Origin of the sequence: Maricaulis virginensis (assembly GCF_027922185.1) — a bacterium.
GTDB lineage: Bacteria > Pseudomonadota > Alphaproteobacteria > Caulobacterales > Maricaulaceae > Maricaulis > Maricaulis virginensis.
Window position 1 is genome coordinate 529,312 of the sequence record NZ_BSFE01000001.1, and the last position, 25,411, is coordinate 554,722.

The window sequence follows — 25,411 nt, forward strand, 5'->3', positions numbered from 1 at the left end:
TTCGCTGCGTCGCCGCAGACACCTCGCCCTCACCCCATCCACCACGCCTTCGGCGCGGTCCCCCTTCCCCATCAAGGGGAAGGATGGCTGTAACGGCTGTCACGGCCTGGACCGCTGCCATCCAGGCAGGCTGCACCGGTTGGATGGAGGCAGCCATGACGGGCCGGCCGGTGAGGATTGCGCGGTCTCTGCGAAAGCGGATGACGCCGCAGGAGGTGAAGATGTGGAGCGCGCTTCGAGCCCTGAAGCGCCAAGGGTATAGATTCAGACGGCAAGTGCCGCTGGGGCACTACATCGTCGATTTTGCCTGCTTCGACCCGAAGCTGGTCATCGAGGTCGATGGTGGACAACATACGCTCGACGGGCATGCGCGTCGCGATTTGGAACGCGACCGGTGGCTGGAGTGGCAAGGATTTGCGGTCCACCGTGTGTGGAACCACGAGGTGAACGACAATTTCGATGGCGTCATGGAGGCCATCGGCGAGTATCTGCGAGGCAAGGGCGCGAGATGACCGAACATAGCTACACACTGCCGGGCGTGACCGGTGACTGGGAAGTCGTGATGGGGCTGGAGATCCACGCCCAGGTGGTCTCGAACGCAAAGCTGTTCTCCGGTGCGGCGACGGCCTTCGGTGCGGCGCCGAACACGCAGGTCTCGCTGGTCGATGCGGCGATGCCGGGCATGCTGCCCGTGATCAATGAGCACGTCGTCGAACAGGCGGTGAAGACGGGTCTCGGCCTCAATGCGAAGATCAATAACTGGTCGCGCTTTGACCGGAAGAACTACTTCTATCCCGATCTGCCGCAGGGCTACCAGATCTCGCAATTCCAGTTCCCGATCGTGGGTGAGGGCGCCATCGAGTGCGAGCGCGACGATGGTTCGCGTTTCACCGTGCGTATCGAGCGCCTGCATCTGGAACAGGATGCCGGCAAATCGATCCACGATCTCGACCCCAACTCCACCTATGTCGACCTCAACCGGTCAGGCGTGGCGCTGATGGAGATCGTCTCCAAGCCGGACATCCGCTCGCCGGAAGAGGCTTCGGCCTATGTCTCCAAACTGCGTACCATCCTGCGCTATCTGGGAACGTGTGGCGGCGACATGGAAAAGGGCCAGCTGCGCGCCGACGTGAACGTGTCGGTGTGCAAGCCGGGCGCCTACGAGAAATTCCGCGAGACGGGTGATTTCAAGCATCTGGGCACACGCTGCGAGATCAAGAACGTCAACTCGCTGCGCTTCATCCGCCAGGCGATCGAGTATGAGGCCCAGCGCCAGATCGACATCCTCGAGGAGGGCGGCAAGGTCGACCAGGAGACCCGCCTGTTCGATGCCAATACCGGCGTGACGCGCTCCATGCGGTCCAAGGAAGAAGCGCACGACTACCGCTACTTCCCCGATCCCGACCTGCTGCCGCTGGAGCTGCAGCAGACCTGGGTCGACGAGATCAAGGCCGGTCTGCCGGAACTGCCCGACGCCAAGCGCGAGCGCTTTGTCAGCGTGCTCGGCCTGTCGGACTATGACGCCTCCGTGCTGGCGGCCGACAAGGATCGTGCCGCCTATTTCGAGGAAGTGGCCGAGGGGCGCGATGCCAAGCTGGCCTCGAACTGGGTCAATAACGAACTCTATGGCCGCCTCAACAAGGAAGGCCTGACCATCACCGACTGCCCGGTATCCGCCGCGCAGATGGGTGGTCTGGTCGCGCTTATCCAGGACGAGACGATTTCCGGCAAGATCGCCAAGGACGTGTTCGAGATCCTGTGGGCCGAAGGCGGCGATCCGGCGAAGATCGTCGAGGAGCGGGGTCTCAAGCAGGTCACCGATACCGGCGCCATCGAGGCCGTGATCGACCAGCTGATCGCTGACAATCCCGATCAGGCCGCCTCGGTGAAGGAAAAGCCCAAGGCGATGGGCTGGTTCGTCGGCCAGGTGATGAAGGCCATGCAGGGCAAGGCCAATCCCCAGGCGGTGAACGAGATCCTGCAGAAGAAGCTGCTGGGCTAGGGTGGTACGCCGCCCCAACCGGACTGTCTTGCTCGCTGGGGGCGTGGCGGCCTGCGTCGCGCTCCTTCGGGCCGTCACGGCACTGTCCGGACCCGGGGGCGTGGCAGCCGCCATCCTGCTCGGATTGTCGGCGGGTTTTGCGGTGGTCTGGATCGCCGATTTTGCCCTCTCGACCTGGTGGGCGCGGCGGCTCGATCATCCGCCGGGCATGGCGTTCAAGTGGCAGCGCTTTCTCGTCGGCGGGCCGGCAATCGGGCTGTCCACGCTGTGCGGGCTCACTGGCGCACTCCTGTCGGCAAGCGCCGCCAACGGCGCCTATGACAGTGCGGCCAGTATTGTCTTCTTCTCATTGTTCGCGGCGGGTATCGCCGGGGCGTGGTACGCTTTCCTGGCCAGCCCGATCTTTGTCGGCGTTGCCCGCCGCTATTATCGAGGGCAATAGTCGCCCGGACTATTCGGTCCCGGGCCGGTCCCGCCGCCGCTTCGACAGGGCGAACAGTGCCAGCCAGGTCAGGCCAGTGGCAATCACTACCCATTCGACGGCAAAGACGACAGGGCCGATCAGGCCCGGCTGTACGTATTCAGCCATCAACGGACTGCCGACGGCAAGAAGCAGGGCGAGGACGATAAAGGTGGCGACCGCGAAGGTAAAAAGCCGGCGCCGCCACACGGTGCGCAGTTCGCGCGCATGGAGAGTGGCCATGATGACCTCCCTTGTGGCTATACGGGTTGCAACGGCTGAAACCGCCGCCCGTTCCTTTCCGCCTCTGGTCCTGCGCGCGCATCTCGTGCTAACCCTTTGATCTCACCGCACGAGCCGGAGCGACAAGGCCCATGACACAGGATGATTCCGCTCTCGACGAACTCCTGCCGCTCGACGCGATGCAGGGCCGTTTCGGCGAAATCCTGACCTGGCTCCAGGAAACCCTGCTCGACATCAATATCGCGATCCAGATCGGACTGGTGGCAGCGGCCTTCATCCCGGCACTGATCTTCGGTCCGCGGCTGCGTCATCTGGTCGAGGCGCACACGCGTGAGCTGATCCGCACGGGCCTGGCTCGGCGGCTGCTGACGGCAGCGATTGCATTGGCCACACCGTTGGCGCTCCTGGCCGTGCTGGCGGTTGAACGTGTTGTGCTGGGAGCGGTCGACCGGCCCTTCCATCTGATCAATGCGGCGATGAGCCTGATGACGGCCTGGCTTGTGATCCGCGCCGTGACGCTGATCATCCGCTCACGCTTCTGGTCGCAGGTCGCTTTCTACATCGCCTGGCCGGTGGCCGCGCTCGACGTGTTCGGCCTGCTCGACGATGTCGTGATGCAGCTGCAGGCGCTGGCCATCCCGCTGGGCGAGACGGAGGAGGGCGATCCTGTCGATCTCTCCCTGTTCGACGTGCTGCGCACACTGATCTATTTCGGCGTGCTGTTCTGGGCGGCGTCCTTTGCCGGCCGGGCGATCAACACCCAGCTGGAGCGCGCCGAAGAGATCTCGCCGGCCTTGCGGGCGCTGATTGCCAAGGTCCTGGGCTTTGTCCTGCCGATCGTGGCGCTGCTGATCGCGCTGCAGCTGACCGGCTTCAACCTGGCCACGCTGGCGATCTTCTCCGGTGCTGTCGGTATCGGGGTCGGCCTGGGCCTGCAGAAGACCGTGGCGAACTTCGCCGCCGGCTTCACGCTGCTGGCCGACAAGTCGATCAAGCCGGGCGATGCGCTGGAAGTCGACGGCCAGTTCGGCTGGGTGACGGGGATGCAGTCGCGCTATGTCTCGATGCGCACGCGCGACGGCACCGAACATCTCATCCCGAACGAGCATTTCATCGCCAATGGCGTGATCAACTGGTCCAAGTCCGACCGGGTGGTGCGCCAGCATGCCCCCTTCGGCGTGTCCTACTCGACTGTCGACATGGAGAAGGTGCAGCAGCTTGCCATCGCCGCCGCCCAGAGCGTCGATCGTGTCGTGCCGGACAAGACGCCGGTCTGCAATCTGATGGAGTTCGGCGACAGCTCGGTCAATTTCGACCTGCGTTTCTGGATTTCCGATCCGCAGAACGGGCTCTCCAATGTGCGCAGCGACGTCTACATGGCGATCTGGAAGAGCTTCCACGAAAACGGCATCGAATTCCCCTTCCCGCAGATGGATGTCCACGTGAAGGAAATGCCGAAAGGCTAGATGCCTGCCCGCCGGTACAAAAAAAAGAGGACGCGGACGAAAGGTCCGCGCCCTTCAGTTTGCTGAGTGGCGGCGGGCCGGGTCAGTCCGAAATGGCTCGCCGCCGGCGCAAAACCGGTCAGATCCGTCGCGTCTTGCTGCTGGTTTCAGATTATGCCGGCCTGTATGCGAAAGATAATCAATTGAAATTATGGAAATTATCGAGGCGAGTAATATCGCACCCGCGAAATCGCAGACTGTTTTCGTTTCGGATCAACAGGTTGGCTCAAAGTTAGGCGAATGTATAAGTTTTGGGTTGACGGCGCGGCTCTCCGCTGAAAGCCTAGGCATATGCCTAACTATCAGACGCATCTCGATTCCACTTTTCACGCCCTGGCGGACCCGACACGCCGGGCCGTGATCGCCCGTCTTATCGAGGGGCCGGCCTCGGTGTCCGAGCTTGCCGAACCCTTCGACATGGCTCTGCCGTCCCTGATGCAGCACCTCAAAGTGCTGGAGACGGGCGGGCTGATCCGCACGCAGAAGACCGGACGGGTGAGGACCTGCCGGCTGGAAACCGCGCGTCTGAGCGAGGCACAGGACTGGCTGTCGAAGCAGAAAGCGCTGTGGGAGACCCGGCTCGACCGGCTCGACGCCTATCTCAGGGACATGGCTGCAAAGGAAACCCCCGATGACCCGCAAACGTGACTGGGCCCGCTTCAACCCCGAAACCGATCTGGCCATCGATCGCCGTATCGATGCACCGGTCGATCTGGTCTGGTCGGCCTGGACCGATCCGGATCGCCTGAAACAATGGTGGGTGCCGCGCCCCTGGACGACGCCGGAGATCGAGATGGACCTGCGTCCGGGCGGCATGTTCCGCACTGTGATGCAATCGCCCGAAGGCGAGCGCTTCGACAATGCCGGCATCTTCGTCGCGGTCGAGCCGAAAGCCTGGATCGCCTGGACCAGCGCGCTGCTGCCGGGCTACCGGCCGGCGGGCGATGCCGAGCATTGCGGCGGCATTCACATGACCGCCGGGATCGAATTCAGGCCGGACGGTGCGGGAACGCATTACATCGCCACGGTGTTGCACCCGGACAGGGCGTCCCGCGAACGCCATGAAGCCATGGGCTTCCATGATGGCTGGGGCACCGTGATCGAACAGCTCGTCGAGATCGTGACGGCGATGAAGGCAGATGCCAGATGACCGGCCGGATCACCCATGAACGCTTCACGCTGGAGCGGCGCTATGACGCTACGCCAGCGCAGATATTCGCGGCCTGGAAGGATGTGGAGGGGCGGACACAGTGGCAAAAGCCGGCGGACCATCTTCATCTTGTCTATGACGCGGACGATTTCCGGGTCGGCGGCCGTGACATCAGCCGCTGCTGGGCCGATGGCGATGCCAACGCCTATGAGGCGGTGGTCGTCTACCAGGACATTGTGCCGGACCGCCGCATCATCATGTCCGAGACCGTCAGCCTTGCAGGCCGCAACCTGTCCTCGGCGCTGGCGACGGTCGAGATCGATCCCGACGGGTCCGGCGCCCGCATGCGCCTGACGCTGCAGATCGCGGCGGAGACCGGTTCGGACATCTTCGCCGGCTATCGCGAAGGATGGGGCGCCCTGCTGGAAAACCTTGTTTCACACCTGACGCGGGAGACCATCCCATGACAGACCAGCCAAGCATCACGGAAACACGACATCTGGAAGCCGATCCGGAGGACGTATTCCGGGCCTGGCTCGATCCGGAACTGGCCCGCCTCTGGCTCTTCGTCCGTTCGGGCCGCCCGGCCGAACGGTGCGAAATCGACGCCCGCGAAGGCGGACGCTTTGTGATCCTCGACCGGCGCGAGGACGGCGATGCCCATTTTGTCGGCATCTATGAAGAGATTGATCCGCCGCACCGCCTGATCTTCCGGTTCGCAACCGGACGCAGCGCGGACATCGATCCGGCCGAGGGTGGCCGTGTGACGGTGACCGTCGTGCCGGAAAAGACCGGCGCCAGCCTGACCCTGGTTCAGGATGTCCCGGCTGCCTATGCCGAATACGCCGACCGGATGCGCGAGGGCTGGAAGACCCTGCTCGCCGCTCTGGCCTCGCATCTGGGCGTGTGGGTGGAGAAACCCGACACCAAACCCTTCAGGGGAGATATTGCATGACCGACCGCCGCGTCGACCACGACACGTTCACACTCACCCGGCGCTATGATTTTCCGCCGCGCGCGGTCTTTGCCGCCTGGGCGGAACCGGCGGCCAAGCGCCGCTGGTTTGCCGAGACCGAGGGGTTTGCCGACATCGAGCATGCCCTCGACTTCCGCGTCGGTGGCCTGGAAAGCGCATCAGGGCGGGCGCCGGACGGCGGACGTTTCACCTATGATGCCGTGATCCACGACATCGAAGAGGGTGCGTGGATCATCCTGGCCTATCGCATGACGATGGACGGCACACCGATCTCGGTCTCGCTGGCGACGGTCACGTTCGAGGCGGACAAGGACGGCACCAGGCTGACCTATGTCGAGCAGGACGCCTTCCTCGACGGTCTTGATAATGCCGGTCCGCGCCGTGAGGGTGTCGCCTGGCAGCTGGAACAACTGGCGCTGGAACTCGCCGAAGCCCGCGAAGGGGTACACTGATCATGAAGTCTCATTTCACAGCCCTTGGTGCCGCCGCCCTGATGACGGCTCCGATCCTGGCCCAGGATATCGCGCCGCCGCCGATGGATCCGCCGCCGGCGGGTGCCTACCGGCTCGACACGGCCCATGGCAGCCTCATCGTTCATGTCGACCATATGGGATTCTCGCGCTACCCGGTCCGCTTCACGCGCTTCGATGTCGAGATGGATTTCGATCCGCAGGCGCCGGAAACGATGTCCGTGACGGCCGAGATCGACCCGGCTTCGCTGGAAACCCATTATCCGCTCGACGATGTGGATTTCGACGCCGAACTGACCGGCGCGCAATGGCTCGACGTTGAAAATCATCCGGTCATCCGCTTCGTGTCGAGCGATGTGACGCTGACCGGCGAGAACACGGCACAGGTGGCCGGCACGCTTTCGCTGATGGGTATCGAGCAGCCGCTGACGCTCGATGTCACCTATAATGGCGGCTATGCCGGCATGGTGCCCTACGATCCGCAGGCCCGCATCGGCTTTTCCGCCACAGCCGCCTTCGATCGTTCCGCTTTCGGCCTTGCCTACGGCATCCCGCCCGAAGGCTCCTCGTTCGGCGTCGCCGACCGGGTGACGGTGAGTATCGAGGCCGAACTGCTCGGTCCGGCGCTCGAGGCGGCAGACTAGAAGCGTCCTATTTCAGAAGACCGATCTCGCGCAGGCGCTGGTTGAGATAGTCGTTGGCGCGGATCGGTTCGGGATACTTGTCCGGATTGTCGGGTCCCGCGCAGCCGGGCAGGGTCTCGATCATGTAGTCCGGCCGGTAGTGCAGGAAGAAGGGCAGGGAATAGCGCGAGAATTCCGTGCGCGCGCCGGCCGGATTGATCACCCGGTGCTGGGTCGAGGGCAGGACGTCATTGGTCGAGCGGGCCAGCATGTCGCCCATATTCACCACCAGGCAGCCCGGCGGCGGGTTCATGTCGACCCATTCGCCCGAGCGCGTCTTCACCTGCAGGCCCGGTTCTTCCGCGCCCAGCAGCAGGGTGATGGTGTTGATGTCGCCATGGGCTTCCGCGCGGATCGAACCGCCCGGATCGCCGGTGACCGGCGGATAGTGAAGCAGGCGCATCACCGAATTGCCGTCCTTCACCGTGTCGTCGAAGAAGGTCTCTTCCAGGCCCAGATCGAGCGCGATGGCGCGCAGCACTTTCACACCCATTGCGTCGAAGGCGGCATAGAGACCGTGCACCGTCTCCTGCCAGCCGGCGATCTCGCCGGGGACGAGGTTCGGCGCCATGTCGGCTTCGTAGGGGTGACCGGCGGGCAGGTCGCGGCCGACATGCCAGAATTCCTTCAGGTCGACATGCTTGGCGTCCTTGGCGATTTCCTTGCCGAAGGGCGTATAGCCGCGTGCACCGCCTCCGCCCTCGACGAAGTATTTCATCTTGGTCGCTTCCGGCAGGGCGAAGAATTCGGCGGCCTTGGCATAGGCGCCGGCAATCAGCGCCTCGTCCAGGCCGTGGTCGGAAATGGCGGCGAAACCGTATTCCCGGAAGCTGCGGCCCAGTTCGCGGGCAAAGCGTGCCTTGTCGGTCTCCAGCAGGGTCATCGAGACCGGCGGGAAGCGGGACAGGATATCTTGATCGGGCATGGTTCGGCCTGTTGTCTGTTCGCGCCGACAGATACGGCTTTGGCCGTGTCCTGCCAAGCGCCCGAAGGTCGCACACGCGGCCGTGATTGCAGCATCCCCTTGAACGGGTGACGACGGGGGCCAATCTGGCAAGGACCGGATTTTTTGAGGAGAGCGCCATGACGGCCCCGATCGAACTCTATTACTGGCCCACGCCGAACGGGTGGAAAGTGTCCATCGCGCTTGAGGAGATGGGCCTGCCCTACGAACTCAAGCCGGTGAATATCGGCGTGGGCGAGCAGTTCGAGCCGGCCTTCCTGAAGATCAGCCCCAATAATCGCATGCCGGCGATCGTCGATCCGGACGGACCGGGCGGCCAGCCGATCTCCGTGTTCGAGAGTGCGGCCATCCTGCAGTATCTCGGCCGCAAGACCGGGCAGTTCTATCCCGCCGACGAACGCGCCCGCGTCGAGGTCGAGCAATGGCTGTTCTGGCAGATGGGCGGTCTCGGTCCGATGGCCGGACAGGCGCACCATTTCCGGTCCTATGCGCAGAAGATCGAGCCGGACGAGAGCAAGCTGGAATACGGCAAGCAGCGCTATACCAATGAGGTGAACCGGCTCTATGGCGTTCTGGAACGAGCCCTGTCCGACGGACGGGAGTATGTCGCCGGCGAATACTCGATTGCCGACATGGCGATCTGGCCGTGGATCCTGCCGGAAGGCCAGGGCCAGAATCTCGACGACTTCCCAAAGCTGAAAGCCTGGGTCGAGCGCGTCGGCGCGCGTCCGGCCGTAAAGGCAGGCCGGGCCGTCGGCAATGATCTGCGCAGCAATCTGGCCGATGACAGCGAACAGATGAAGAAGGCGCGCGCCGTCCTGTTCGGACAGACGGCGAAGACCTGACCGCATCCTGCGCCGCGTCGGCCGCGATTTCTCGCGTCTGACGTGCAAGGCCTTGCCAGGATCGCCCCGAACCGGAAGATTGCCGCCGGGATCAAGGGGGCGTCATGGCGGAGACCGTCCATGCGGATACGGATCGTGCGGAGCCACGCCGGCGGCCGGACGCTGAAGCCTATTGGCGCAGCGGCTTGACCCATGCCGAGGCCACCCGCCGCGAACGCGCGGAAACCTGGCGCGAGGAGACCCGGTCGCCCTGGGAAGCCTCGCCGCCGGGACTGGTCGTGTGGCTGGTCTGGCGGGCGCTCTACAAGGGTTTCCAGCCGCTCTGGCTGATCCTCTCCCTTCTGGCGGCCGGCTGGTTTGGCGGACAGTGGCTGATCGGCCGCGGCGACCTCGACCCGCCGCCGGCGGATGAGAGCGCATCCGGCCGCCTGTCCGTTGCGATCGCGGCCGCAGTACCGCCCGGCATGGATCCGCGCGCGTTCTGGGAAGACCGGCTCGACGCCGCCCTCGATGGAGACCGGCGCCGGCGGGCGGATATCGACCGTTTCCGCGCCTGGGCCGCTCTGGGCCCCGACCTGATCGGCCGTGACCGTCTGGCGCTTGAGTCTCTTGCCGGCGATGGCGATGCTGCCGCACTGGATGCGCAATTGCGCGCCGGCCCGCCCTGGGAACGCCAGGCCCTGATGGACCGCGCCCTCTCCGAGCGGCTGGCTGCGGGGCGTTCGGCGGGCCTGGAACCGCCGGAGCTTGTCCTGGCACCCGAACGCCTGCGCCAGCGCCATGACCGGGCGCTTTTCCTCTGGTCGATCGCCGATACAAGCGCCCGGGCCTTCTTTCGCGGGCGCGCCCGGGGGGAGTTCGAAATGCGCAGCCTGCCGGGCCTGGTTGCCGAGGATGTGGCCGGCGACACGCGCCTTTATGGCGGTGTGCGCCACTTTGTCATCCAGGCCTGCGCGCATCGTGCGGCAGCCTTCGAGGGCTGTGATGCGGCGATCATTCCGGACGCGCCGGCCGATACGCTCTCATTCGGACTGGCGGCCGTCGAGGCCGGACTGGTCCAGCTGCAGATCTCGCCGAGTGTTGCGATGTCGGGTGCGGAAATCCTGCAGGCGGCCGGCCGGGCCGGGCGGCTGACGGAAGATTTCCGGAGCGCGCTCGAGGCCGATCTGGCTGCGGTGCTTTCGTCCGGCGAGGCGCTGGCGGCATTGAGCGCGACAGGCCTGCGGGCGGATATCGCCTTTGCAGCGCCGGACCAGACGGCCCTGCTGCTGCGCGGCCGGATCGATGCCCGTACCCGTGAGGGTGCCGGGCCCCTGTCGGAAATGCTGAGGGATATCGCAGCGATCCGGGCGCAGACCTCGCCGGCGGTCGCGATCCGGCTGCTGGACGGGCTGGCGGGGCCGGACGATGTGCGGCGCTTGCGCGGGCTGGTGGATATGGCTGGCGGCCGGGTGCTGGCTGTGCGTGAACTGCTGGGCGAGGCGGCTCTGACCGTGGTGGAGCCGGCGATACCGGCACCGGTTGTCGAGAGTGCGGACCAGGACCGTCTGAAACGCAACGCCATGCTTGCCCTGATCTCCGCAGCTGTCGTGGTGCTGTTAACCCTGGTGCGGCTGGCGACCCCCCGCAGAATCCGCCTGGGCGCGCGTACAAACCTTGCCGATGCGTGGATGTCGCGTTTAACGCTTGGTAGGAAAACCTAACGCGCGTAAGTATTTAAGGCGTATTTTTCCTGATTTCCCTTAACCTTAAAGCAATTCTCTTTGCGCAAAGTCGCCTCATGTTCGAAGGCATTCGGACAGGATGGTGAAGCGGGTGACATGCCAAGAAAGGCCGCGCCCGCGTGTTGTAAAAAGGGAAGAAGACCCATGGCTTTCACGGACGTAGAAACGGCCCAGGCCCACCAGGCAGCTTTCGCCGACCCGACCGGCGAGGATCTCTGCAAGCTCGGCATCCTGTATTCCACGGGACAGGGCGGCGAGATCGATTATGTCGAAGCGCACAAATGGTTCAATCTGGCGGCCCTGATGGGCTCGGAGCCGGCGAAGTATTATCGCCAGGAAATCTCCGACCAGATGTCGACCATCGAAGTCGCCGCGGCCCAGCGCGCTGCGCGCGAGTGGCTCTCGACCCGCCACTAGGCCGGCAATCCGCACCAGACTGTCCACGCCGCCGGCGGGTATGATATACTCGCCGGCAGGGTGATCGCAGTCCTGTGCCCGGCGGAGCGTGTGTCTCCGTCTCACGTGCTGCGAAGGCGGTGCGTAGCGGTGACATTGCCCACCCGTAACGGCCCCACAAGCGCAACATTGGTGCGACACTGAGTGACATACGCCAGCTTGGCCGATGCTCGCCGGACGTCTGGCCGTTTGTGATCGCTCGAGACGCAATAGCGGCGCCGCTATGGCCCCGTTTTCCCGATATTCAGGCTGCGTGAAAGCTGCGGATCAGTTGTTTGTGATCGCGTCGGCGATCGCGAAGCTCATCGCCTGGTCGAGCGGGACAATCCCCATCACATACTGTTCCACGAAGAGATTGACCTCTGCGACGGTCGAGCGCGGCACGAAGATGATGTCGTGACGCCGGATCTGGATATTGTCGGCACCCTGGCGCGCCCGCAGCGCGTCGTGCAGGTTGACCGTGCGCATCATCATGTCGCCGCCGGGGGCACGCCGCAGCACGACGACATCGCCGCGTGCAGCCGTGTTCTGGAAACCGCCCGCCAGCATCACCGCTTCCAGCGCACCGATCGGACCGGTCATCTCGACGAGGCCCGGTGCATTCACTTCGCCGCCGACAATGATGTTCTGAGGACCCAGGCCGGCGCGGCGCACTTCCACCATCGGATTGACGAGCACGTTCTGCGCATAGGCGCGGGCGATCGTGTCGCCGATCTCGCGATCGGTGCGGCCGGCGACCATCAGGTCGGAAATCAGCGGCAGGGCGACGCGCCCGTCCGGACCGATCTCGACCGTGCGGGAGAGTTCGGGGGCCGAATGCACGATCACTTCGAAACTGTCGCCGGGATAGAAGCGGTAGGCCGGATCGGTCTCCTGCCAGGCCGCAAAGCGCGGTTCGCCCCAGGCTGCGACGGGCGCGGTATCGGCGCCATGGCTGGCGCAGCCGGCGAGCCCGGGCAGGGTCATCAGGGCCGCCAGGCAGAGGCCGGTCTTGATCGCGCGCATGAAATACTCTCCGCAAGCGTGTCCGGAGCGGATATTCGGCCGCGTTGGATAACAAATTTTTAAGCGCAATCCGGCTCATATGCACGCATGACTCGCGCGTCCCACTTTTCCGGTACCCAGCCGGCTCCGGCCGGCGGTCCGGTGGCTTCCGGCCGCCGGGAGCTGGACCTGTTCGACGTGGTGGCCCTGGCCTGGGCCGAGCGCGGCTTCATCGCCATCGTTTTCGCGGTGATTTTCACCCTCGGCGTCGCGGGTGCGATGCTGACGCTGAAGACCAGCTATACCGCGGAATCGCGCTTTCTGGTCCTGCTGAACGAAGACCCGACGCCCGCCGCGGCCGGCTGGGGCGACGGTTTCATGCTGAACCAGGTCATGCAGTCGGAAAGCGAGCTGTTGAGCTCCGAAGCGGTGCGCCGGATTGCGCTGGACAGCCTGGGCGCGGAAACGGTGCTGGGCGAGGCGGTCGACGGCGATGCCCGCGGCGCGGCGCTGAAAGTGCTGCGCGGCGGTTTCGGTGTCTCGCGCGAACCGAACTCCTCCGCCCTCAATGCCAGTTTCGAAAGCAATGATCCGGAACGCGCCGCGCTGATCCTCAATGCGATCGTCGATGCCTATCTGGCCTATCGCGAGGAAGTGCTGATCGAGACCGGCGTGACCGGTCTGGGCGTGCGCCGCCGGCAGGCCGATGTGGCGGTGCTGGAAACGCGTGCAGCGCTGGACGCTTTCCTGGACCAGCACGGCCTGTCGAATTTCGACACCGAACAGCAGACCTCCCAGACCCTTGTCGGCAATCTGGCCGAGCGTCTGAACGGCGCCCGCGCCGACCGCGATGCGGCGCAGGCCGGTGCCGCGGCCCTGCGCCAGCGTCTCGACCAGATCCCCGGGCAGATCGAGCTTTATGTCGAGAACGGTGTCTCCGGACGCCTGCTCGATCTGCGCGCCGAACGTGCCAGCCTGCTCGCGCGCTATCAGCCGGGCGCGCCGGCGGTGACGGCGGTGGAGCGCGAGATTGCGGCCCTGGAAGCCTTTGTCGCCAGCGGTGCCGCTGCCAGCGAAGGCCAGCGCCGCTCCGGCGCCAATCCGGTGCGCCAGGAGCTGGAATCGGAACTGGCCCGCCGCGAGGCGGATGCCCGCTCCCAGGCCGTTCTGGCCTCATCGCTGGAAACGCAATTGCGCGATGTGCGCAGTGATGTCGAGCGCCTGCGCGGCCTGGAAACCGAATATACCCGCCTGGCCCAGAATGTTGCCGCCGCCGAGGAGGCCGCCGCTGCGATTGCCGCGCTGGAAGCCACCGCCGAAGCGCGCCGGGCCCCGGCTGTCGGTGCGGCCGATGCGGTGCGCGTGATCGACCGGGCCTCGCCGCCGCTGGAAGGCGCGTCGATGAAGAAGCTGGCGCTGGTCGCCTCGGCCGTGCTGGCCATGGGCGTGGCGCTCTTCCTGGGCCTGCTGCGCGGCTATTGGCGCACCTATGTCGCCGCCGGTGCGCTGCGCCGTCCGCGCGAGACGCGCCGGCCGCAGGATGTGCCCGAGCCGGCGAACGACCCCTATGGCGGTCTGCCCGTGCTGGCGCGCATCGCCGATCGCTCTGCGTAAGCGGGACGTTAACCACGCGGCGGGCAATCTGGTGCGACACGAATGATTCCGGGCCCGTCATGAATCTCACCCAGGACCTCTCAACCCTGATTGACCAGCTCGAGCCGATTGCCCGGCCCGGCGGGGAAGGGCGTGTTCTCATGGTGATGGGCGCCAGCCGCGGCGCCGGCGCGTCGACGGTGGCACGCGAACTGGCGCGCCTGGCCGCACGGCGCTCGTATCGCGGCGTCTGGCTCTACGATCTCGATTTTGCCGGCAATGCCCAGGCCGAGGCGGCGCGGGTGCAGGGACCGGTTTTCGATGCCCGTTTCGGCCGCGACCCGTTCTGGCGGATCGAGGCCGGCGATGCACCGGCGCGGATCGTCGCCCGCGAGTCGGTGGCCCCCAATCTTTTCGTCACCCAGATGCAGGCCCGCCGCGACACGGTGAAACAGGTCATTCTCGGACCCGCGCCGGAGTACTGGAAAGCCGTGCGCCGCTCGATCGACCTGGCGATCATCGACGCGCCGGGCAACAGCCGCGCGCCGCTCTCGCTGGTCGGCGATCTGGACGGTGTGATCCTGGTGGCCGATGCGCGCCTGCCGCGCACCGATGGTATCATGGCCCGGCGCCAGGCGATCGAGGCCCGTGGCGGCGTGGTCGCCGGCATCATCGTCAACCGCGCGGACGGGCAGGCCCGGAGCGCGGCATGAGCCTGGCACCGGCCCGCGATATCGCACCGGAACCGGCGCTGATCTCGGCCTGGCGCCATGCGCCGGGCTTTTCCTTTTTCCGGGCTCTTGAAGGCTCGGCGACGGTTCTCTGCCTCTATCTTTTCTCGACCGCGCTGATCGGGCCGGTGTTTGCCGATCCGGCCGATCCGGAGAGCTCGGCCATCCTGCGGCTGATCTGGCTGCCGGTCTATGCGCTCACCCTGGCGCTGTGCGCCCTGCGGCCCGGCGCCGTGCTGGGCACGCTGGCCAATAATGTCCTGCTTCTGGGCCTGGTCTCGCTGACCGCCGTCTCGGTGATCTGGTCGATCGATCCGGACACGACGCTGCGACGCTCCTTCGCCCTGATCATGTCGACCCTGTTCGGCTTCTGGATGGCCTCGCGCTGGAGCTGGCGCGAAATGATCCTGCTGATCGCCTCGGCCTTCGGCCTGATTGCCGTGTCGAGCGCGGTGATGGCCATCGCCGTGCCCTCGATCGGTATCGACCATGCGGTCCATGCCGGTGCCTGGAAGGGCGTGTTCTGGGAGAAGAACACGCTGGGCGGCATGATGGCGCTGGGCGCGGTAAGTGCCTATGCGGCGCTGCGCGCCGATCCGGACCGCCGCTGGATCTGGATCGGCATGGCCTTGCTGTGCACGGCGCTGGTCCTGCTCTCGACCTCGAAAACGGCGCTCCTGTCCTGGACGCTGGGCACGGGCGGGGCGGTCGGCATCATGGCCTGCCGCCAGGGGTTCGGCTTTGCCACCCTGGTTCTCTTCCTGGGACTGACGGGCGGCATCATGCTGGGCATGATCTTGCTGATCGCGCCGGTGGAATTTCTCGAAATGCTCGGCCGCGACGCCACGCTGACCGGCCGGACCGATATCTGGGCCATCCTGATCGAGGAAGTCTGGCGCCGTCCCTGGACGGGCTATGGCTATCGCGCCTTCTGGACGGTGGAGAACGGTCCGGTCTACTGGGTCCGCGCCGGCACGAGCTGGCCGGTGCCCACGGCCCATAACGGCCTGCTGGAAATCGCGCTGGCGCTGGGCATTCCCGGCGTCGTGCTGATGGTGACCGTCTATCTGCGCTCGCTGATCCGCGCCGCCGGCACGATCTTCTCGCAGCGCCCCGAGACCTACTGGGTCCTCGCCCAGTTCGCCATCATGGGCCTGGCCTCGATCTCCGAAAGCAATCTGATGAACCAGAACTCGCTCAGCTGGATCCTGTTCACGGCGGGGGCTGCGAAACTGGCACAGGGATCGCGGTAGGGGGGGGCAGTTCAAGACGATTTGTCATCCCGGCCGGACGGCCTGCGAAGGCAGGCCGCAGGGGCGGGACCTATACGCTCGCCGTCAGACGGAAGCAGGCTCGGTGTTTGCGATAGCTGGATATTCACTGGGGTTATAGGTCCCGGACTTTCACCCCGCCTACGCGGGGTATCCATCCGGGATGACAGGGGGACACTCAACCGGACCCCGGAATTCGCTTCGCTCCTCCGGGGAAAGTGGGAGGGGGTTTCTCCGGGGAAAGTGGGGGAGCAGCGGAATGCGGGTTGGAAGAAGTGCTCGTCAATCAAGTGATATTATGGTATCAAATATTCCGGAATTACCTCAGTAACTGATATCATAATGTCATTTAAACTCTCAACGCCGCAGGAAGTGTCGGCAACGCTTGGGCAGCGGCTTCGGGCGCGGCGGCTTGATGCGGATCTGACGCAGGACGGTCTGGCGGCGCGCAGCGGGGTTCCGGTGGCCACGCTGCGCAAGTTCGAACGCACGGGCGAGATCGCCTTCGTCTCCTTTATCCGGCTCGCCATGGCGCTGGGCGATGAAGCCGCGCTGGACGGGCTGCTGGCCGAGCACCAGCGCTATGGATCGTTGCGCGATGTGCTGGAGCCGCCGCGGCGGCCGCAGCGGGGACGGCGCACGTGAAGATCGCGCCGGGCACGCCGCTTGAAGTCACGCTGCAATGGGATGACCGCACAGCCATGCCGGTCGGACGGCTGGCCTATCGCGACGGCCTGGCCTGGCTGGAGTATACGCCGGATTTTCTCGCGTCCGGCCTGCAATTATCGCCGCTGCATCACCAGGCCGGCCCAGGGCTGGAAACCGCCTGGAAGCGGGACGTCTTCGAGGGGCTTCACGGCATGTTTGCCGACAGCCTGCCGGACGGGTGGGGGCGGCTCCTGGTCGACCGGCGCGCACGGCAGCTGGGTTTCGAGCCGTCGCAGCTGACACCGCTGGATCGTCTGGCCTGTGTCGGGCGCCGCGGGATCGGCGCGCTGACCTATGCCCCGGCCATGGATGTCTGGGATGGCGCCGAAGGGGCGCTCGATCTCGATCGTCTGGCGGCGGATGCAGCGCGGGTTCTGGCCGGCGAGGCGGGGGCGGTGATTGCCGCGCTCGGCCAGGCCGGCGGTTCTCCCGCGGGCGCGCGGCCCAAGGCCCTGATTGCGCTCGATGCGGCAGGCGAGGCCCGGCACGGGTCCGACGCGATCCCCGAAGGGTATGACGGCTATCTGGTGAAGTTTCCCGGCCGCGACGATCCGGCCGATATTGCCGCCATCGAATATGCCTATGCGCTTATGGCCCGGGCGGCCGGCGTGATCATGCCCGATGTCCGCCTGATCGAAGGTCCGGACGAGGCCCGCTATTTCGCCACGCGGCGTTTCGACCGGGAGGGCGATGCGCGTCTGCACGTGCATTCGGCCTGCGGCCTTCTGTATTCCGATTTTCGCCTGCCGGCGCTGGATTATCGCGAGCTGATCCGCCTGGCGCGCGCCGTCACCCGCGACCGGCGCGAGGCGATCGCCATGTACCGGCTGGCCGTATTCAATGTGCTGGCCCGCAATCGTGACGATCACGCCAAACAGTTCAGCTTCCTGATGGACCGCGACGGGCGCTGGAGCCTCGCCCCGGCCTATGACCTGGTGTTCACGGACGGGCCGGGTGGCGAACATTCAACCAGTGTTCTGGGACATGGCCGCGATATCGGCCGGGAGACGCTTGTGCGCCTCGGGGCCGAAGCCGATCTGGACGCGGCCGGCGCGCGCTGCGTGATCGATGAAGTCAGCGCAGCGGTCGCAGATTGGGCGTGCCATGCGGCGGATGCCGGTGTCTCGCGGGCGTCACGCACACGGATCGCAGACGGGCTGGCGGCGGTTCGGGTCTAGGTGGGAAAGTTGGTTGCGTGTGCCGCCCCGTCGCAAGCGCCGCTTTCCCATGACACACACCGCTTTCCCCGGCCTTGTGCCGGGGTCTGGCATCAGGAGACGCGTTTGATCCGGGTGGCAGCGCTTCGGCGGAAACTCAACCGGACCCCGGAATAAATCCGGGGAAAGCGGGAGAGCGGGGGAAGTCTCCGCTCTTCAACCAGCCCGGCGCCTACCCCTCGACCTGGCCGTAAAACCGCGGTTCGAAGGCTTCGATCCAGAGGAATTTGCCGGCGCCCTGGACGCAGCGGTCGAGGAATTCGGCGGCGCGGCGGGGCATGGCCAGGCTGGTGAGACCGGCGAGCGAGCCGTAGACCAGCGTCTGGGCGAGGCCCACACCCATCCAGAACACGATGCCCGGCCAGTTCATGCGCCCGCCGCGGCTGCACGACTGGGTCGCGCCCTGTCCGAAGGCGAAGGAGCGCGCCAGGAGGTAGCGCCAGCCGGTGCGGGTCGCGTCGACGGTTTCGGTGCCGACCGCCCTGGCCGACCAGGCGAAGCGGGCGCCCTGGCGGGCCAGCAGGGCGAAGAAGACATCATCCTCGCCGCCCGAGGTATTCATGCGCGGATCGAAGGGCCGGTCGGCAATCTCGAACGCATCGCGGTCAATGAGGGAATTGCCGCAGCCGAACGGCTTGTCGAGGCGGCAGTCCTGAGCCGGGCCGACGCGGGAATAGAGCCGGTGCGCCAGGTCGGCGCGGATGCCGGAGACGCCGAGCGCCTCGCCGCGCAGCGGGCCGAACACGACGGTGGCGTCGAGCGTGCGGGCGGTGTCCAGCAGGGCTTCCAGCCAGCCGACCGAGGCGATCTCGTCATCGTCGAGGAAGGCGATATAGCGGCCGGTGGCGGCGGCAAAGCCGGCATTGCGGGCATTCGACACACCCGGTTGCGGCTCGTGGATATAGACCACCTCGCAGCGCGCGATGGCTTTCGCGGTCGCGGCGACCCGCGCGGCGCTGCCGGCCGGGTCATTGTCGACGATCACCAGCTGGCCGGGCTGGTGCGACTGGGCCAGAACGCTTTCCACCGCGTGCCGCAGGCCTTCGGGCCGGCGGAAGGTCGGGATGATGACGGACACACTCATGATTTTCTCCCCATCTGACGCGCGGCTTCGGCCATGGTCATGACCTGTGCGCCGGACGCCTCGACCGCCTCGCACACCCGTTCGAACTGGGCCGGGGTGCAGCCCCACTGCGTCGGTTCGTCCTGGATGTCGTGGGCGTAGTAGATCAGCCAGCCGGGATGATCCGGCAGCGTGCCGGCGGCCTCGATGGCACGGGCAATGCCGGCCTCGCCGCCGTCCAGCGGTACGGATTTCAGAAGACCGCGATCCACCGTGCCGCGATTGATGCCGGCGCGGATGCCGCGCAGCGTGGCGAAACGGCTGCCCAGGGCCAGCTTGGCAGCCGGCGTCGCCTCGCCATAGGCGAAGGCAAAGGACGTGATCTCGGCCTCATGGCCCATCGCGGCCAGGGCGCGGGCATTGCGCTCGACATCGGCGACCAGCGCGCGGCCGGAAACGGCGGACGCATCGAGATGGCCATAGGTGTGGCAGGCGATCTCGTGACCGTCGGCGGTCAGCCGGGCGAGATCGCCGGCATCGAACATCGTGCCGTGATGGGTCTCGCCGCCGGCATAGCCGGCCGAGGCGTAATAGGTGCCGCGCCAGCCATGACGCTCCAGCACGGCGGCGCCGGTGGTGGCGGCGGATTTGGGGAAATCGTCGAAGGTGAAGGTGACGATGGCATGGTCGAGATCGATCCGCATCGGCTGGCGGGCCGCAAGGCGGACCCAGCGGCGGTTCAGGGCGGCGCCGAGACCGGAGCCGGGCGTGTAGGGGGCGTTCATGACAGGGCCTCCGCGGTCCAGCTGGCGCGCCACAGTTTCAGCGCCGTGGTGCGCAGCTTCATCGGCAGGACAGGGCTGCGGGTGATCGTCGACCAGACGCCGCGCAGGGCCGCCTGGCCGGGAATGCGGGCCAGCGTGCGCGCCGCACGGGCGCCGGGCAGTCCGGCCAGTTCGGGATGACGGTCGAGCAGGCGGCGGTAATTGACGGCGCCGGCCCGGAATTTCGCCAGCAAAGCCGCCGGCGATTGCAGGCCGCCATGCCAGGCCGGGTTGTCGACATGCACCAGGGTGAACTCGCGGGCGGCCATGACCGCCCAGTCGACATCCTCGAACCCCCAGCCGGTAAAGCCCGTATCGAAGGGGACGGCTTTCATCACATCGGCTCGCACCAGGATGTTGGACGAGCAGAAGGCCGTCGGACCGGTGACATTGCGTTCCTCGGCACCATGTTCCTCGCAAGAACGGGTGAGGGCGGCGTGAAGTTCCAGTTCGCGTTCGGACGGCCAGTCGGTGGCGTGACCGCCATAGGCGGCGTCGAACCCGCCGCGGGCGGCCAGGGCGCGATAGGTCTGCAGGAAGGCGGGGCCGCCCGGGCGCATATCGGCATCCAGAAAGACCAGCCAGTCGCCGCGGGCCTGTTCTGCCAGCAGGTTGCGGCCTTCCGAGCGGCCGCGATTGCGGGTCGAGGTCAAGAGGCGCGCCGGAGTTTCCAGGCTGGCGAGCAGCAGGGACAGCGCGGCATTGAGCTCGCGGTCGGGCTCGCCATCATCATAGAGCACGATCTCGACATCGCCGGCCGCCTGGTCTTCCAGCGCCCGCACCAGCCCGCCCGGATTGTCGCCATAGAAGGGCACCAGCACGGACATGGAGATCCGTTCGGCAGCCTGGCTGGCCGCATTGGCATATTCGCGCAGGGAAGTGTCGGCCATCATGGTCATGTCGTCGCCCCCGCCGGCTTGATCAGGGCGCGGGCATCGCGCAGCCATTGCCGGCATCCGGCAATATCGAACACATAAGCTGAAATCGCGTAAACGACTGCGCCGGTTAGCGCTTTTGCCGCCAGCGTCTGCCAGGCTTCGGGCAGTCCGGGCACGGCCAGCACGGCAGCCGCCATGATCGCGGTGGCGCTGCCGGCCTTGATCCATTCGGCCCAGGGCAGGGGCAGGGCGAAATGCCTGCGGCCCGTCACCACGCACACCACCAGCGCCAGCGCATAGACCAGCACCGTCGCCAGCGCGGCGCCGGTCAGGCCGAAAGCCGGTATGAAGACGAGGTTGAGCCCCAGATTGAGAATGGCCGAGGCGCTCATGATCGCCGCCATCACGCCGGTACGGCGGGTGAGGGTGAAGGCTTCGTGGAAATAATAGGTCATCATGCCGTTCATCAGTCCGGACAGGGCGATCCAGGGCAGGATGCGCGCGGCCTCCTCGCGCAGCGCCTCACCGACCAGCACGCTGGTCAGCGGCTGTGCAACCAGGGCGAGCCCGGCGGCGGCGGGGAAGGCGATCAGGCCCATCAGCCCGGCAGCCTGTCCGGCGACCGCCCGGGCGGCAGCCTTGCCGTCCTGTTCCAGGGCGCGGATCGTCATCGGCCACACGGCCGCGCCGAACCAGATGAAGATGATGTCCAGCAGCCGGTCGGCGAGACCGTAGCCGGCGGCATACATGCCGACCGCGCCCTGGCCGAGAAAGCCGGCGATCAGGAAACGGTCGCCCACCGAGAGCAGGTGTTCGAAGATCAGGGACAGTGTCACCGGCAGGCCGTAGGCGGCATAGGCGGCGACGCGCACGCTCTGGCGCCTGCCGCCGCGGGCGCGGTTCAGCATCACCGGCAGGTCGAAGACCAGCATCACGCCGGCGGCCACGGCCAGGCCGATGAAAATGCCGGCGGCACCGAGATCCGTCGTCAGGATCAGGCCGACACCGATCATGAAGCCGAGCATGAGATAGCTCGCTTCCAGGGCGGAGAAACGGCGCACATCGCCCCGGGCGCGGTGGGTCTCCATACCGATCTGCATCGCAGCGCGCAGGAGGAGCGCGACGACCGCGAAGGCGAGTGCCGTTTTGAGCCGTTCGTCCAGCGGCAGGATCTGGACCAGGCCGATCAGCGCCGTGCCCGCGACCAGCGCGATCAGGGCATAGACCGCATAGGCCGTCATCAGGTGTTCGCGCATCCGGCCGCGGCGCTCCGCGCGCGCATGAAAACGTGCGACAGCGGCTTCCAGCCAGGTGAAAATCAGGATGTGGGTCAAGGACATGGCGGCCAGCGCCAGGGCGTAGCTGCCATAATCTTCCGGCGCCATCAGCCGCGTGAAAACGGCGACGCTGCCAAAGCCGACCAGCCCCTGTGCGGCCTGTACCGGCAGATAACCCAGAAGATACCGTCCAAGCATGAAACGCTCCACTCGCCCTTGAGGCGAGCCATGCAAGCGCGATGCCGCGCGCGAGGCGACCGGCATCAGGAATCTTCATGTCCTGATAAGGGGTTCGACCTAGTGTTGCAGCGGGGACAATGACGCAGGCTCATCACCATGGATGTGGCACTGAAAAAACCCGGTGATCTCGCTGCCGACGAGCGCGAGGCCTGGGCCGAATTCGTAGCAAATGACGCGGCGCTGGCCAGCCCGTATTTCGCGCTCGACTTTGCCGAATGCTGCGAGGAAGTGCGGGCGGATACGCGGGTGGTCACGGTGCGCGAAAACGGCGTGCCGGTCGGCTTCCTGCCGTTGCACACGGGCAAGTTCGGCTTTGCGCGGCCGCTCGCCGGACCGCTGGGCGATGTGCATGGCGTGATCGGCGAGCCGGGCCGCCCGGTCGACCTGATGGCCTGGCTGAAGGGCGCGGGCATCCCGATCTTCCTGTTTCACAGCGCGCTTGCCAGCCAGCCGGCCTTCCGGCCGCACACGCTGGGCTATGATGGCGGCTGGATCATCGACGTCTCGGACGGGTTCGACGCCTGGTACGAGAACCGCCGCTCGATCAATTCCAAGATCGTGCGCAATATCCGCACGCGGTTCCGCCGTCTGGACGAGGCCGAGGGCGGCCATCGCTTCACCATGCACGACACGCGTCCCGAAGCCATGGCGCAGATGCTCGCCTGGAAGCGCGCGCAATACTCCGAGAGCGGCGTGTTCGACGTGTTCTCGGTCGGCTGGACCCGTAAACTGCTCGAAGCCGTGCTGCGCCGGCGCAGCGACACATTCCGGGGCGTCTGCTCCAGCCTGGAAATCGACGGCAAGTTTGCCGCCGTCTATGTCGGCATGGCAAGCGAGCGGCTGGTGCAATACTGGTTCCCCGCCTATGACCGCGATCTCGGCGCGATCAGCCCGGGCCTCGTGCTGATGGTGGAAAGCGCCCGCCGCGCCGCCGAAGCCGGCCAGAAGGGCGTCGATCTCGGCCCCGGCCAGTTTGCCTTCAAGAAGGATCTGGCGACCTGCCAGGTCGGGCTTGCCGGCGGCTATTGCGCGCCCGCCGGCTGGGCCGGCGCCGCCCGCAAGGCCGTACTGGACACCTCCGACTGGGCCCACCCCGAACGCACCGGACAGATGGCCCGCCTGACGGGGAAGGCCATGCGCAAGCTGAACCGGTTGACTGGGTTTTACGGGGTTTGATCCCCGCATTTCCCCAATCACACCACTTTCCTCAGGTTGAACAACAGTCCTGGCAAGTGGGGCAAGATTGTTCGTCTCCCCACGCCGTCATCCTGACGAAAGTCAGGACCCAGACCGCGTAGCGGAATTCGGGCGTTTGAAGCTCAGAAACGGGCCAGCAGGCAAGCACGACGAACGCACGTTCGCGACCGCCCAGCCTTGTGAACTGGGCCCTGACTTTCGTCAGGGTGACGGAGACGGTTGTGGCGTTGTGCCCCTAGTCGTCCTGCACGCTCGACAGTATTTCCCCCGGCCCCGGAATTCGCTTTGCTCCTCCGGGGAAAGCAGAGGGGAGGATCCGGGGAAAGCGGCGATGCGCTACCTGATATTCACCTTGTCGCCGAGCAGGGCCGGCAGGGTGCGCAGCATGATCCAGAGGTCGAACCAGAAATTCGCGCGGGCGATGTATTCCACGTCCAGGCGGACGCGTTCGCGGGCGGCTTCGGGGGAATGCAGCGGACCGCGCGAGCCGTTGATCTGGGCCCAGCCGGTAATGCCCGGCTTCACGCGGTGACGGTGGGCGTATTCGGCCACCAGTTTGGAGGTTTCCGTCCCGCCGGTGCGCATGCCCGGCGCGTGCGGGCGCGGACCGACCAGCGACATCGAGCCGGCGACGACATTCCACAGCTGCGGCAGCTCGTCGAGCGAGGTCTTGCGCAGGAAGCCGCCGATACGGGTGACACGCGGATCGTCGAACTCGACCTGGCGCACCGGACCGTCCTGGCCCCTGGGATCGTGGCGCATGGTGCGGAATTTCAGCACTTCGATCGGACGGCCATTGAAGCCTTCGCGGGTCTGGCGGAACAGGATAGGGCCGGGGCTGTCCAGCTTCACCGCCAGCGCAATCAGCGCCATCACGGGCAGGGCAAACACCGACATGACGAGGCCGAAAGCCAGGTCGGTGACGCGCTTGAGCACGAGGTGGCCGAGGCGTTCCTCGACACCGTTCATGCGGGCGGCCTGCACGCCGACGATATCGTCGAGCGAGGTTTCGGCCGGATCGAAACTGTCCAGATCCAGCAGCAGGCAGACCGAGTGCGGCAGGGCGCGCAGCTTGGCAAGCAGTCTCTGCACGCGCTGTTCCGCCTTGGGCGACACGGTCAGGATGATGCGGTCGACCTCGTGCAGCAGCGGCCAGGAGAACAGGTCGTCGGTGGAGCCGAGATAGGGCGCGCCGGCGAGGGTGGCCGGGCTGCGCGACTTGCGGTCGTCGAACACGCCGACAACGTTCACCGTGCCGGAACCGGCATTGGCGGCGATCAGCTTGCGGGCGTTCGGCGTGGCCCCGACCAGTACGACATTGCGTGCCAGGCGGCCGGCGCGGGCCCAGTGACCGATGAAGACGGCATAGATGACATGCAATACCGTCAGGGCGCCCACGCCCGTCATGGCGAACAGGGCGACCAGCTCGGTGGCGCGCGGCGCGGTGACGAGGGCGAGCGCGGTGATCGCCGAACCGGCCAGGCCCGTCGCGATGAAGGCCCGGGCCACGCGATAGAGGCCGACCTCGCGCGGTTCGATCCGGTAGACACCGCTGAGCATCAGAAGGGCCGGGGCCAGCACGGTAAAGGCGGCAACCGGCAGGAGTTCGCCGGCGGCGACTTCGGTCACGCGCCCGCCGGACATGGCATAGGCGCCGGCCGCGGCCAGGATGATGACGGCGAATATGTCCAAGGATTGCAGGATATGGCTCAGCGCCTTGCGGTTCACGCGGTGCTGCGGTGCGCGGGCCTGGGCCTTCAGCTGGGCACGGGTCAGCGACGCCGTGTCGGCGATGGCGGGCCGGATCGGCTCGGACGTATCATTGGCAGGGCCGGTGCCGGATGGCTTGGCAACGCTCGAATAATCCACGTCTAGTCCCCTTCGTTCCGGATCAGGATGCGCAGATCGGGACGAATATTTCGTTGAAAAGCGTGGTTAATGCGACCTTGA

27 protein-coding genes are annotated in these 25,411 nt (G+C 66.2%); 19 read left to right on the plus strand and 8 right to left on the minus strand.

Going from position 1 to position 25,411, the window contains the following annotated elements:
* Positions 1 to 83: 83 nt before the first annotated feature.
* The 3 genes from PKE71_RS02600 (at position 84) to PKE71_RS02610 (ending at position 2,444) form a co-directional block, all read left to right on the plus strand.
* Positions 84 to 512: an endonuclease domain-containing protein gene (locus PKE71_RS02600; protein WP_271185392.1), complete on the plus strand. Its 429-nt coding sequence runs from the start codon at positions 84 to 86 to the stop codon at positions 510 to 512.
* Positions 509 to 2,002, plus strand: a complete 1,494-nt coding sequence (gatB, locus tag PKE71_RS02605; RefSeq protein WP_271185393.1) for an Asp-tRNA(Asn)/Glu-tRNA(Gln) amidotransferase subunit GatB — start codon at positions 509 to 511, stop codon at positions 2,000 to 2,002. Before PKE71_RS02600 ends, gatB begins: the two co-directional genes overlap by 4 nt.
* A 100-nt stretch (positions 2,003 to 2,102) precedes the next feature.
* The gene (locus PKE71_RS02610; protein ID WP_271185394.1) at positions 2,103 to 2,444 is read left to right on the plus strand and encodes a hypothetical protein; all 342 of its coding nucleotides are present in this window, start codon (positions 2,103 to 2,105) and stop codon (positions 2,442 to 2,444) included.
* A 9-nt stretch (positions 2,445 to 2,453) separates the two neighbouring features.
* On the opposite strand, the gene PKE71_RS02615 is transcribed toward PKE71_RS02610, so the two are convergent.
* Positions 2,454 to 2,705: a hypothetical protein gene (locus PKE71_RS02615; RefSeq protein ID WP_271185395.1), complete on the minus strand. Its 252-nt coding sequence runs from the start codon at positions 2,703 to 2,705 to the stop codon at positions 2,454 to 2,456.
* Positions 2,706 to 2,836: 131 nt separating this feature from the next.
* Between PKE71_RS02615 and PKE71_RS02620 the strand changes: the two genes are divergently transcribed.
* From PKE71_RS02620 to PKE71_RS02650, 7 genes are all read left to right on the plus strand, one after another.
* Positions 2,837 to 4,171, plus strand: coding sequence for a mechanosensitive ion channel family protein (locus PKE71_RS02620; RefSeq protein WP_271185396.1), 1,335 nt, complete (start codon positions 2,837 to 2,839; stop codon positions 4,169 to 4,171).
* A 330-nt stretch (positions 4,172 to 4,501) separates the two neighbouring features.
* The gene (locus tag PKE71_RS02625) at positions 4,502 to 4,858 is read left to right on the plus strand and encodes an ArsR/SmtB family transcription factor (protein WP_271185397.1); all 357 of its coding nucleotides are present in this window, start codon (positions 4,502 to 4,504) and stop codon (positions 4,856 to 4,858) included.
* A complete protein-coding gene (locus tag PKE71_RS02630; protein WP_271185398.1) occupies positions 4,842 to 5,360 on the plus strand; it encodes an SRPBCC family protein in 519 nt (172 codons plus the stop codon). The genes PKE71_RS02625 and PKE71_RS02630 overlap by 17 nt, the downstream gene beginning before the upstream one ends.
* The gene (locus tag PKE71_RS02635) at positions 5,357 to 5,827 is read left to right on the plus strand and encodes an SRPBCC domain-containing protein (RefSeq protein WP_271185399.1); all 471 of its coding nucleotides are present in this window, start codon (positions 5,357 to 5,359) and stop codon (positions 5,825 to 5,827) included. The genes PKE71_RS02630 and PKE71_RS02635 overlap by 4 nt, the downstream gene beginning before the upstream one ends.
* On the plus strand, positions 5,824 to 6,315 hold the full coding sequence (locus tag PKE71_RS02640) for an SRPBCC family protein (RefSeq protein WP_271185400.1): 492 nt from the start codon (positions 5,824 to 5,826) through the stop codon (positions 6,313 to 6,315). The genes PKE71_RS02635 and PKE71_RS02640 overlap by 4 nt, the downstream gene beginning before the upstream one ends.
* Positions 6,312 to 6,788 carry an SRPBCC family protein gene (locus PKE71_RS02645; protein ID WP_271185401.1) on the plus strand — a complete coding sequence of 159 codons (477 nt, stop codon included), beginning with the start codon at positions 6,312 to 6,314 and terminating at the stop codon, positions 6,786 to 6,788. Before PKE71_RS02640 ends, PKE71_RS02645 begins: the two co-directional genes overlap by 4 nt.
* Positions 6,789 to 6,790: 2 nt before the next feature.
* Entirely contained in the window at positions 6,791 to 7,450 is a 660-nt protein-coding gene (locus tag PKE71_RS02650; RefSeq protein ID WP_271185402.1) for a YceI family protein, read from the plus strand.
* Positions 7,451 to 7,457: 7 nt separating this feature from the next.
* Here PKE71_RS02650 and PKE71_RS02655 read toward each other — a convergent pair whose 3' ends face one another.
* Positions 7,458 to 8,414 (minus strand): isopenicillin N synthase family dioxygenase, encoded by a 957-nt coding sequence (locus tag PKE71_RS02655; protein WP_271185403.1) that lies wholly within the window; start codon positions 8,412 to 8,414, stop codon positions 7,458 to 7,460.
* A 158-nt stretch (positions 8,415 to 8,572) separates the two neighbouring features.
* On the opposite strand from PKE71_RS02655, the gene PKE71_RS02660 reads away from it, so the two are divergent.
* The 3 genes from PKE71_RS02660 (at position 8,573) to PKE71_RS02670 (ending at position 11,439) form a co-directional block, all read left to right on the plus strand.
* On the plus strand, positions 8,573 to 9,298 hold the full coding sequence (locus tag PKE71_RS02660; RefSeq protein ID WP_271185404.1) for a glutathione S-transferase family protein: 726 nt from the start codon (positions 8,573 to 8,575) through the stop codon (positions 9,296 to 9,298).
* 104 nt (positions 9,299 to 9,402) lie between these two features.
* On the plus strand, positions 9,403 to 11,001 hold the full coding sequence (locus PKE71_RS02665; protein WP_271185405.1) for a hypothetical protein: 1,599 nt from the start codon (positions 9,403 to 9,405) through the stop codon (positions 10,999 to 11,001).
* A 165-nt stretch (positions 11,002 to 11,166) separates the two neighbouring features.
* Positions 11,167 to 11,439 carry an SEL1-like repeat protein gene (locus tag PKE71_RS02670; protein ID WP_271185406.1) on the plus strand — a complete coding sequence of 91 codons (273 nt, stop codon included), beginning with the start codon at positions 11,167 to 11,169 and terminating at the stop codon, positions 11,437 to 11,439.
* A 306-nt stretch (positions 11,440 to 11,745) separates the two neighbouring features.
* On the opposite strand, the gene PKE71_RS02675 is transcribed toward PKE71_RS02670, so the two are convergent.
* Positions 11,746 to 12,483: a polysaccharide biosynthesis/export family protein gene (locus PKE71_RS02675; protein WP_271185407.1), complete on the minus strand. Its 738-nt coding sequence runs from the start codon at positions 12,481 to 12,483 to the stop codon at positions 11,746 to 11,748.
* Positions 12,484 to 12,570: 87 nt separating this feature from the next.
* Here PKE71_RS02675 and PKE71_RS02680 point away from each other — a divergent pair, with 87 nt between their 5' ends.
* The 5 genes from PKE71_RS02680 (at position 12,571) to PKE71_RS02700 (ending at position 17,943) form a co-directional block, all read left to right on the plus strand.
* On the plus strand, positions 12,571 to 14,076 hold the full coding sequence (locus PKE71_RS02680; RefSeq protein ID WP_271185408.1) for a GumC family protein: 1,506 nt from the start codon (positions 12,571 to 12,573) through the stop codon (positions 14,074 to 14,076).
* Positions 14,077 to 14,135: 59 nt separating this feature from the next.
* Positions 14,136 to 14,768 carry a P-loop NTPase family protein gene (locus PKE71_RS02685; protein ID WP_271185409.1) on the plus strand — a complete coding sequence of 211 codons (633 nt, stop codon included), beginning with the start codon at positions 14,136 to 14,138 and terminating at the stop codon, positions 14,766 to 14,768.
* A complete protein-coding gene (locus PKE71_RS02690) occupies positions 14,765 to 16,039 on the plus strand; it encodes an O-antigen ligase family protein (protein WP_271185410.1) in 1,275 nt (424 codons plus the stop codon). Before PKE71_RS02685 ends, PKE71_RS02690 begins: the two co-directional genes overlap by 4 nt.
* Before the next feature lie 360 nt (positions 16,040 to 16,399).
* Positions 16,400 to 16,702 carry a helix-turn-helix domain-containing protein gene (locus tag PKE71_RS02695; RefSeq protein WP_271185411.1) on the plus strand — a complete coding sequence of 101 codons (303 nt, stop codon included), beginning with the start codon at positions 16,400 to 16,402 and terminating at the stop codon, positions 16,700 to 16,702.
* Entirely contained in the window at positions 16,699 to 17,943 is a 1,245-nt protein-coding gene (locus PKE71_RS02700; RefSeq protein ID WP_271185412.1) for a type II toxin-antitoxin system HipA family toxin, read from the plus strand. Before PKE71_RS02695 ends, PKE71_RS02700 begins: the two co-directional genes overlap by 4 nt.
* A 211-nt stretch (positions 17,944 to 18,154) precedes the next feature.
* On the opposite strand, the gene PKE71_RS02705 is transcribed toward PKE71_RS02700, so the two are convergent.
* Genes PKE71_RS02705 through PKE71_RS02720 form a run of 4 tightly spaced genes read right to left on the minus strand, consistent with a single transcriptional unit; the run spans position 18,155 to position 22,222 of the window.
* Positions 18,155 to 19,066: a glycosyltransferase family 2 protein gene (locus PKE71_RS02705; RefSeq protein WP_271185413.1), complete on the minus strand. Its 912-nt coding sequence runs from the start codon at positions 19,064 to 19,066 to the stop codon at positions 18,155 to 18,157.
* Complete coding sequence (locus PKE71_RS02710; RefSeq protein ID WP_271185414.1) at positions 19,063 to 19,830, minus strand: polysaccharide deacetylase family protein; 768 nt, start codon at positions 19,828 to 19,830, stop codon at positions 19,063 to 19,065. Before PKE71_RS02710 ends, PKE71_RS02705 begins: the two co-directional genes overlap by 4 nt.
* Complete coding sequence (locus PKE71_RS02715; protein ID WP_271185415.1) at positions 19,827 to 20,768, minus strand: glycosyltransferase family 2 protein; 942 nt, start codon at positions 20,766 to 20,768, stop codon at positions 19,827 to 19,829. Before PKE71_RS02715 ends, PKE71_RS02710 begins: the two co-directional genes overlap by 4 nt.
* Positions 20,765 to 22,222 carry a lipopolysaccharide biosynthesis protein gene (locus PKE71_RS02720; protein ID WP_271185416.1) on the minus strand — a complete coding sequence of 486 codons (1,458 nt, stop codon included), beginning with the start codon at positions 22,220 to 22,222 and terminating at the stop codon, positions 20,765 to 20,767. Before PKE71_RS02720 ends, PKE71_RS02715 begins: the two co-directional genes overlap by 4 nt.
* A gap of 138 nt (positions 22,223 to 22,360) precedes the next feature.
* On the opposite strand from PKE71_RS02720, the gene PKE71_RS02725 reads away from it, so the two are divergent.
* Positions 22,361 to 23,440 (plus strand): GNAT family N-acetyltransferase, encoded by a 1,080-nt coding sequence (locus tag PKE71_RS02725; RefSeq protein WP_271185417.1) that lies wholly within the window; start codon positions 22,361 to 22,363, stop codon positions 23,438 to 23,440.
* 357 nt (positions 23,441 to 23,797) lie between these two features.
* On the opposite strand, the gene PKE71_RS02730 is transcribed toward PKE71_RS02725, so the two are convergent.
* Entirely contained in the window at positions 23,798 to 25,330 is a 1,533-nt protein-coding gene (locus PKE71_RS02730; RefSeq protein WP_271185418.1) for an exopolysaccharide biosynthesis polyprenyl glycosylphosphotransferase, read from the minus strand.
* Between the last annotated feature and the right edge of the window lie 81 nt (positions 25,331 to 25,411).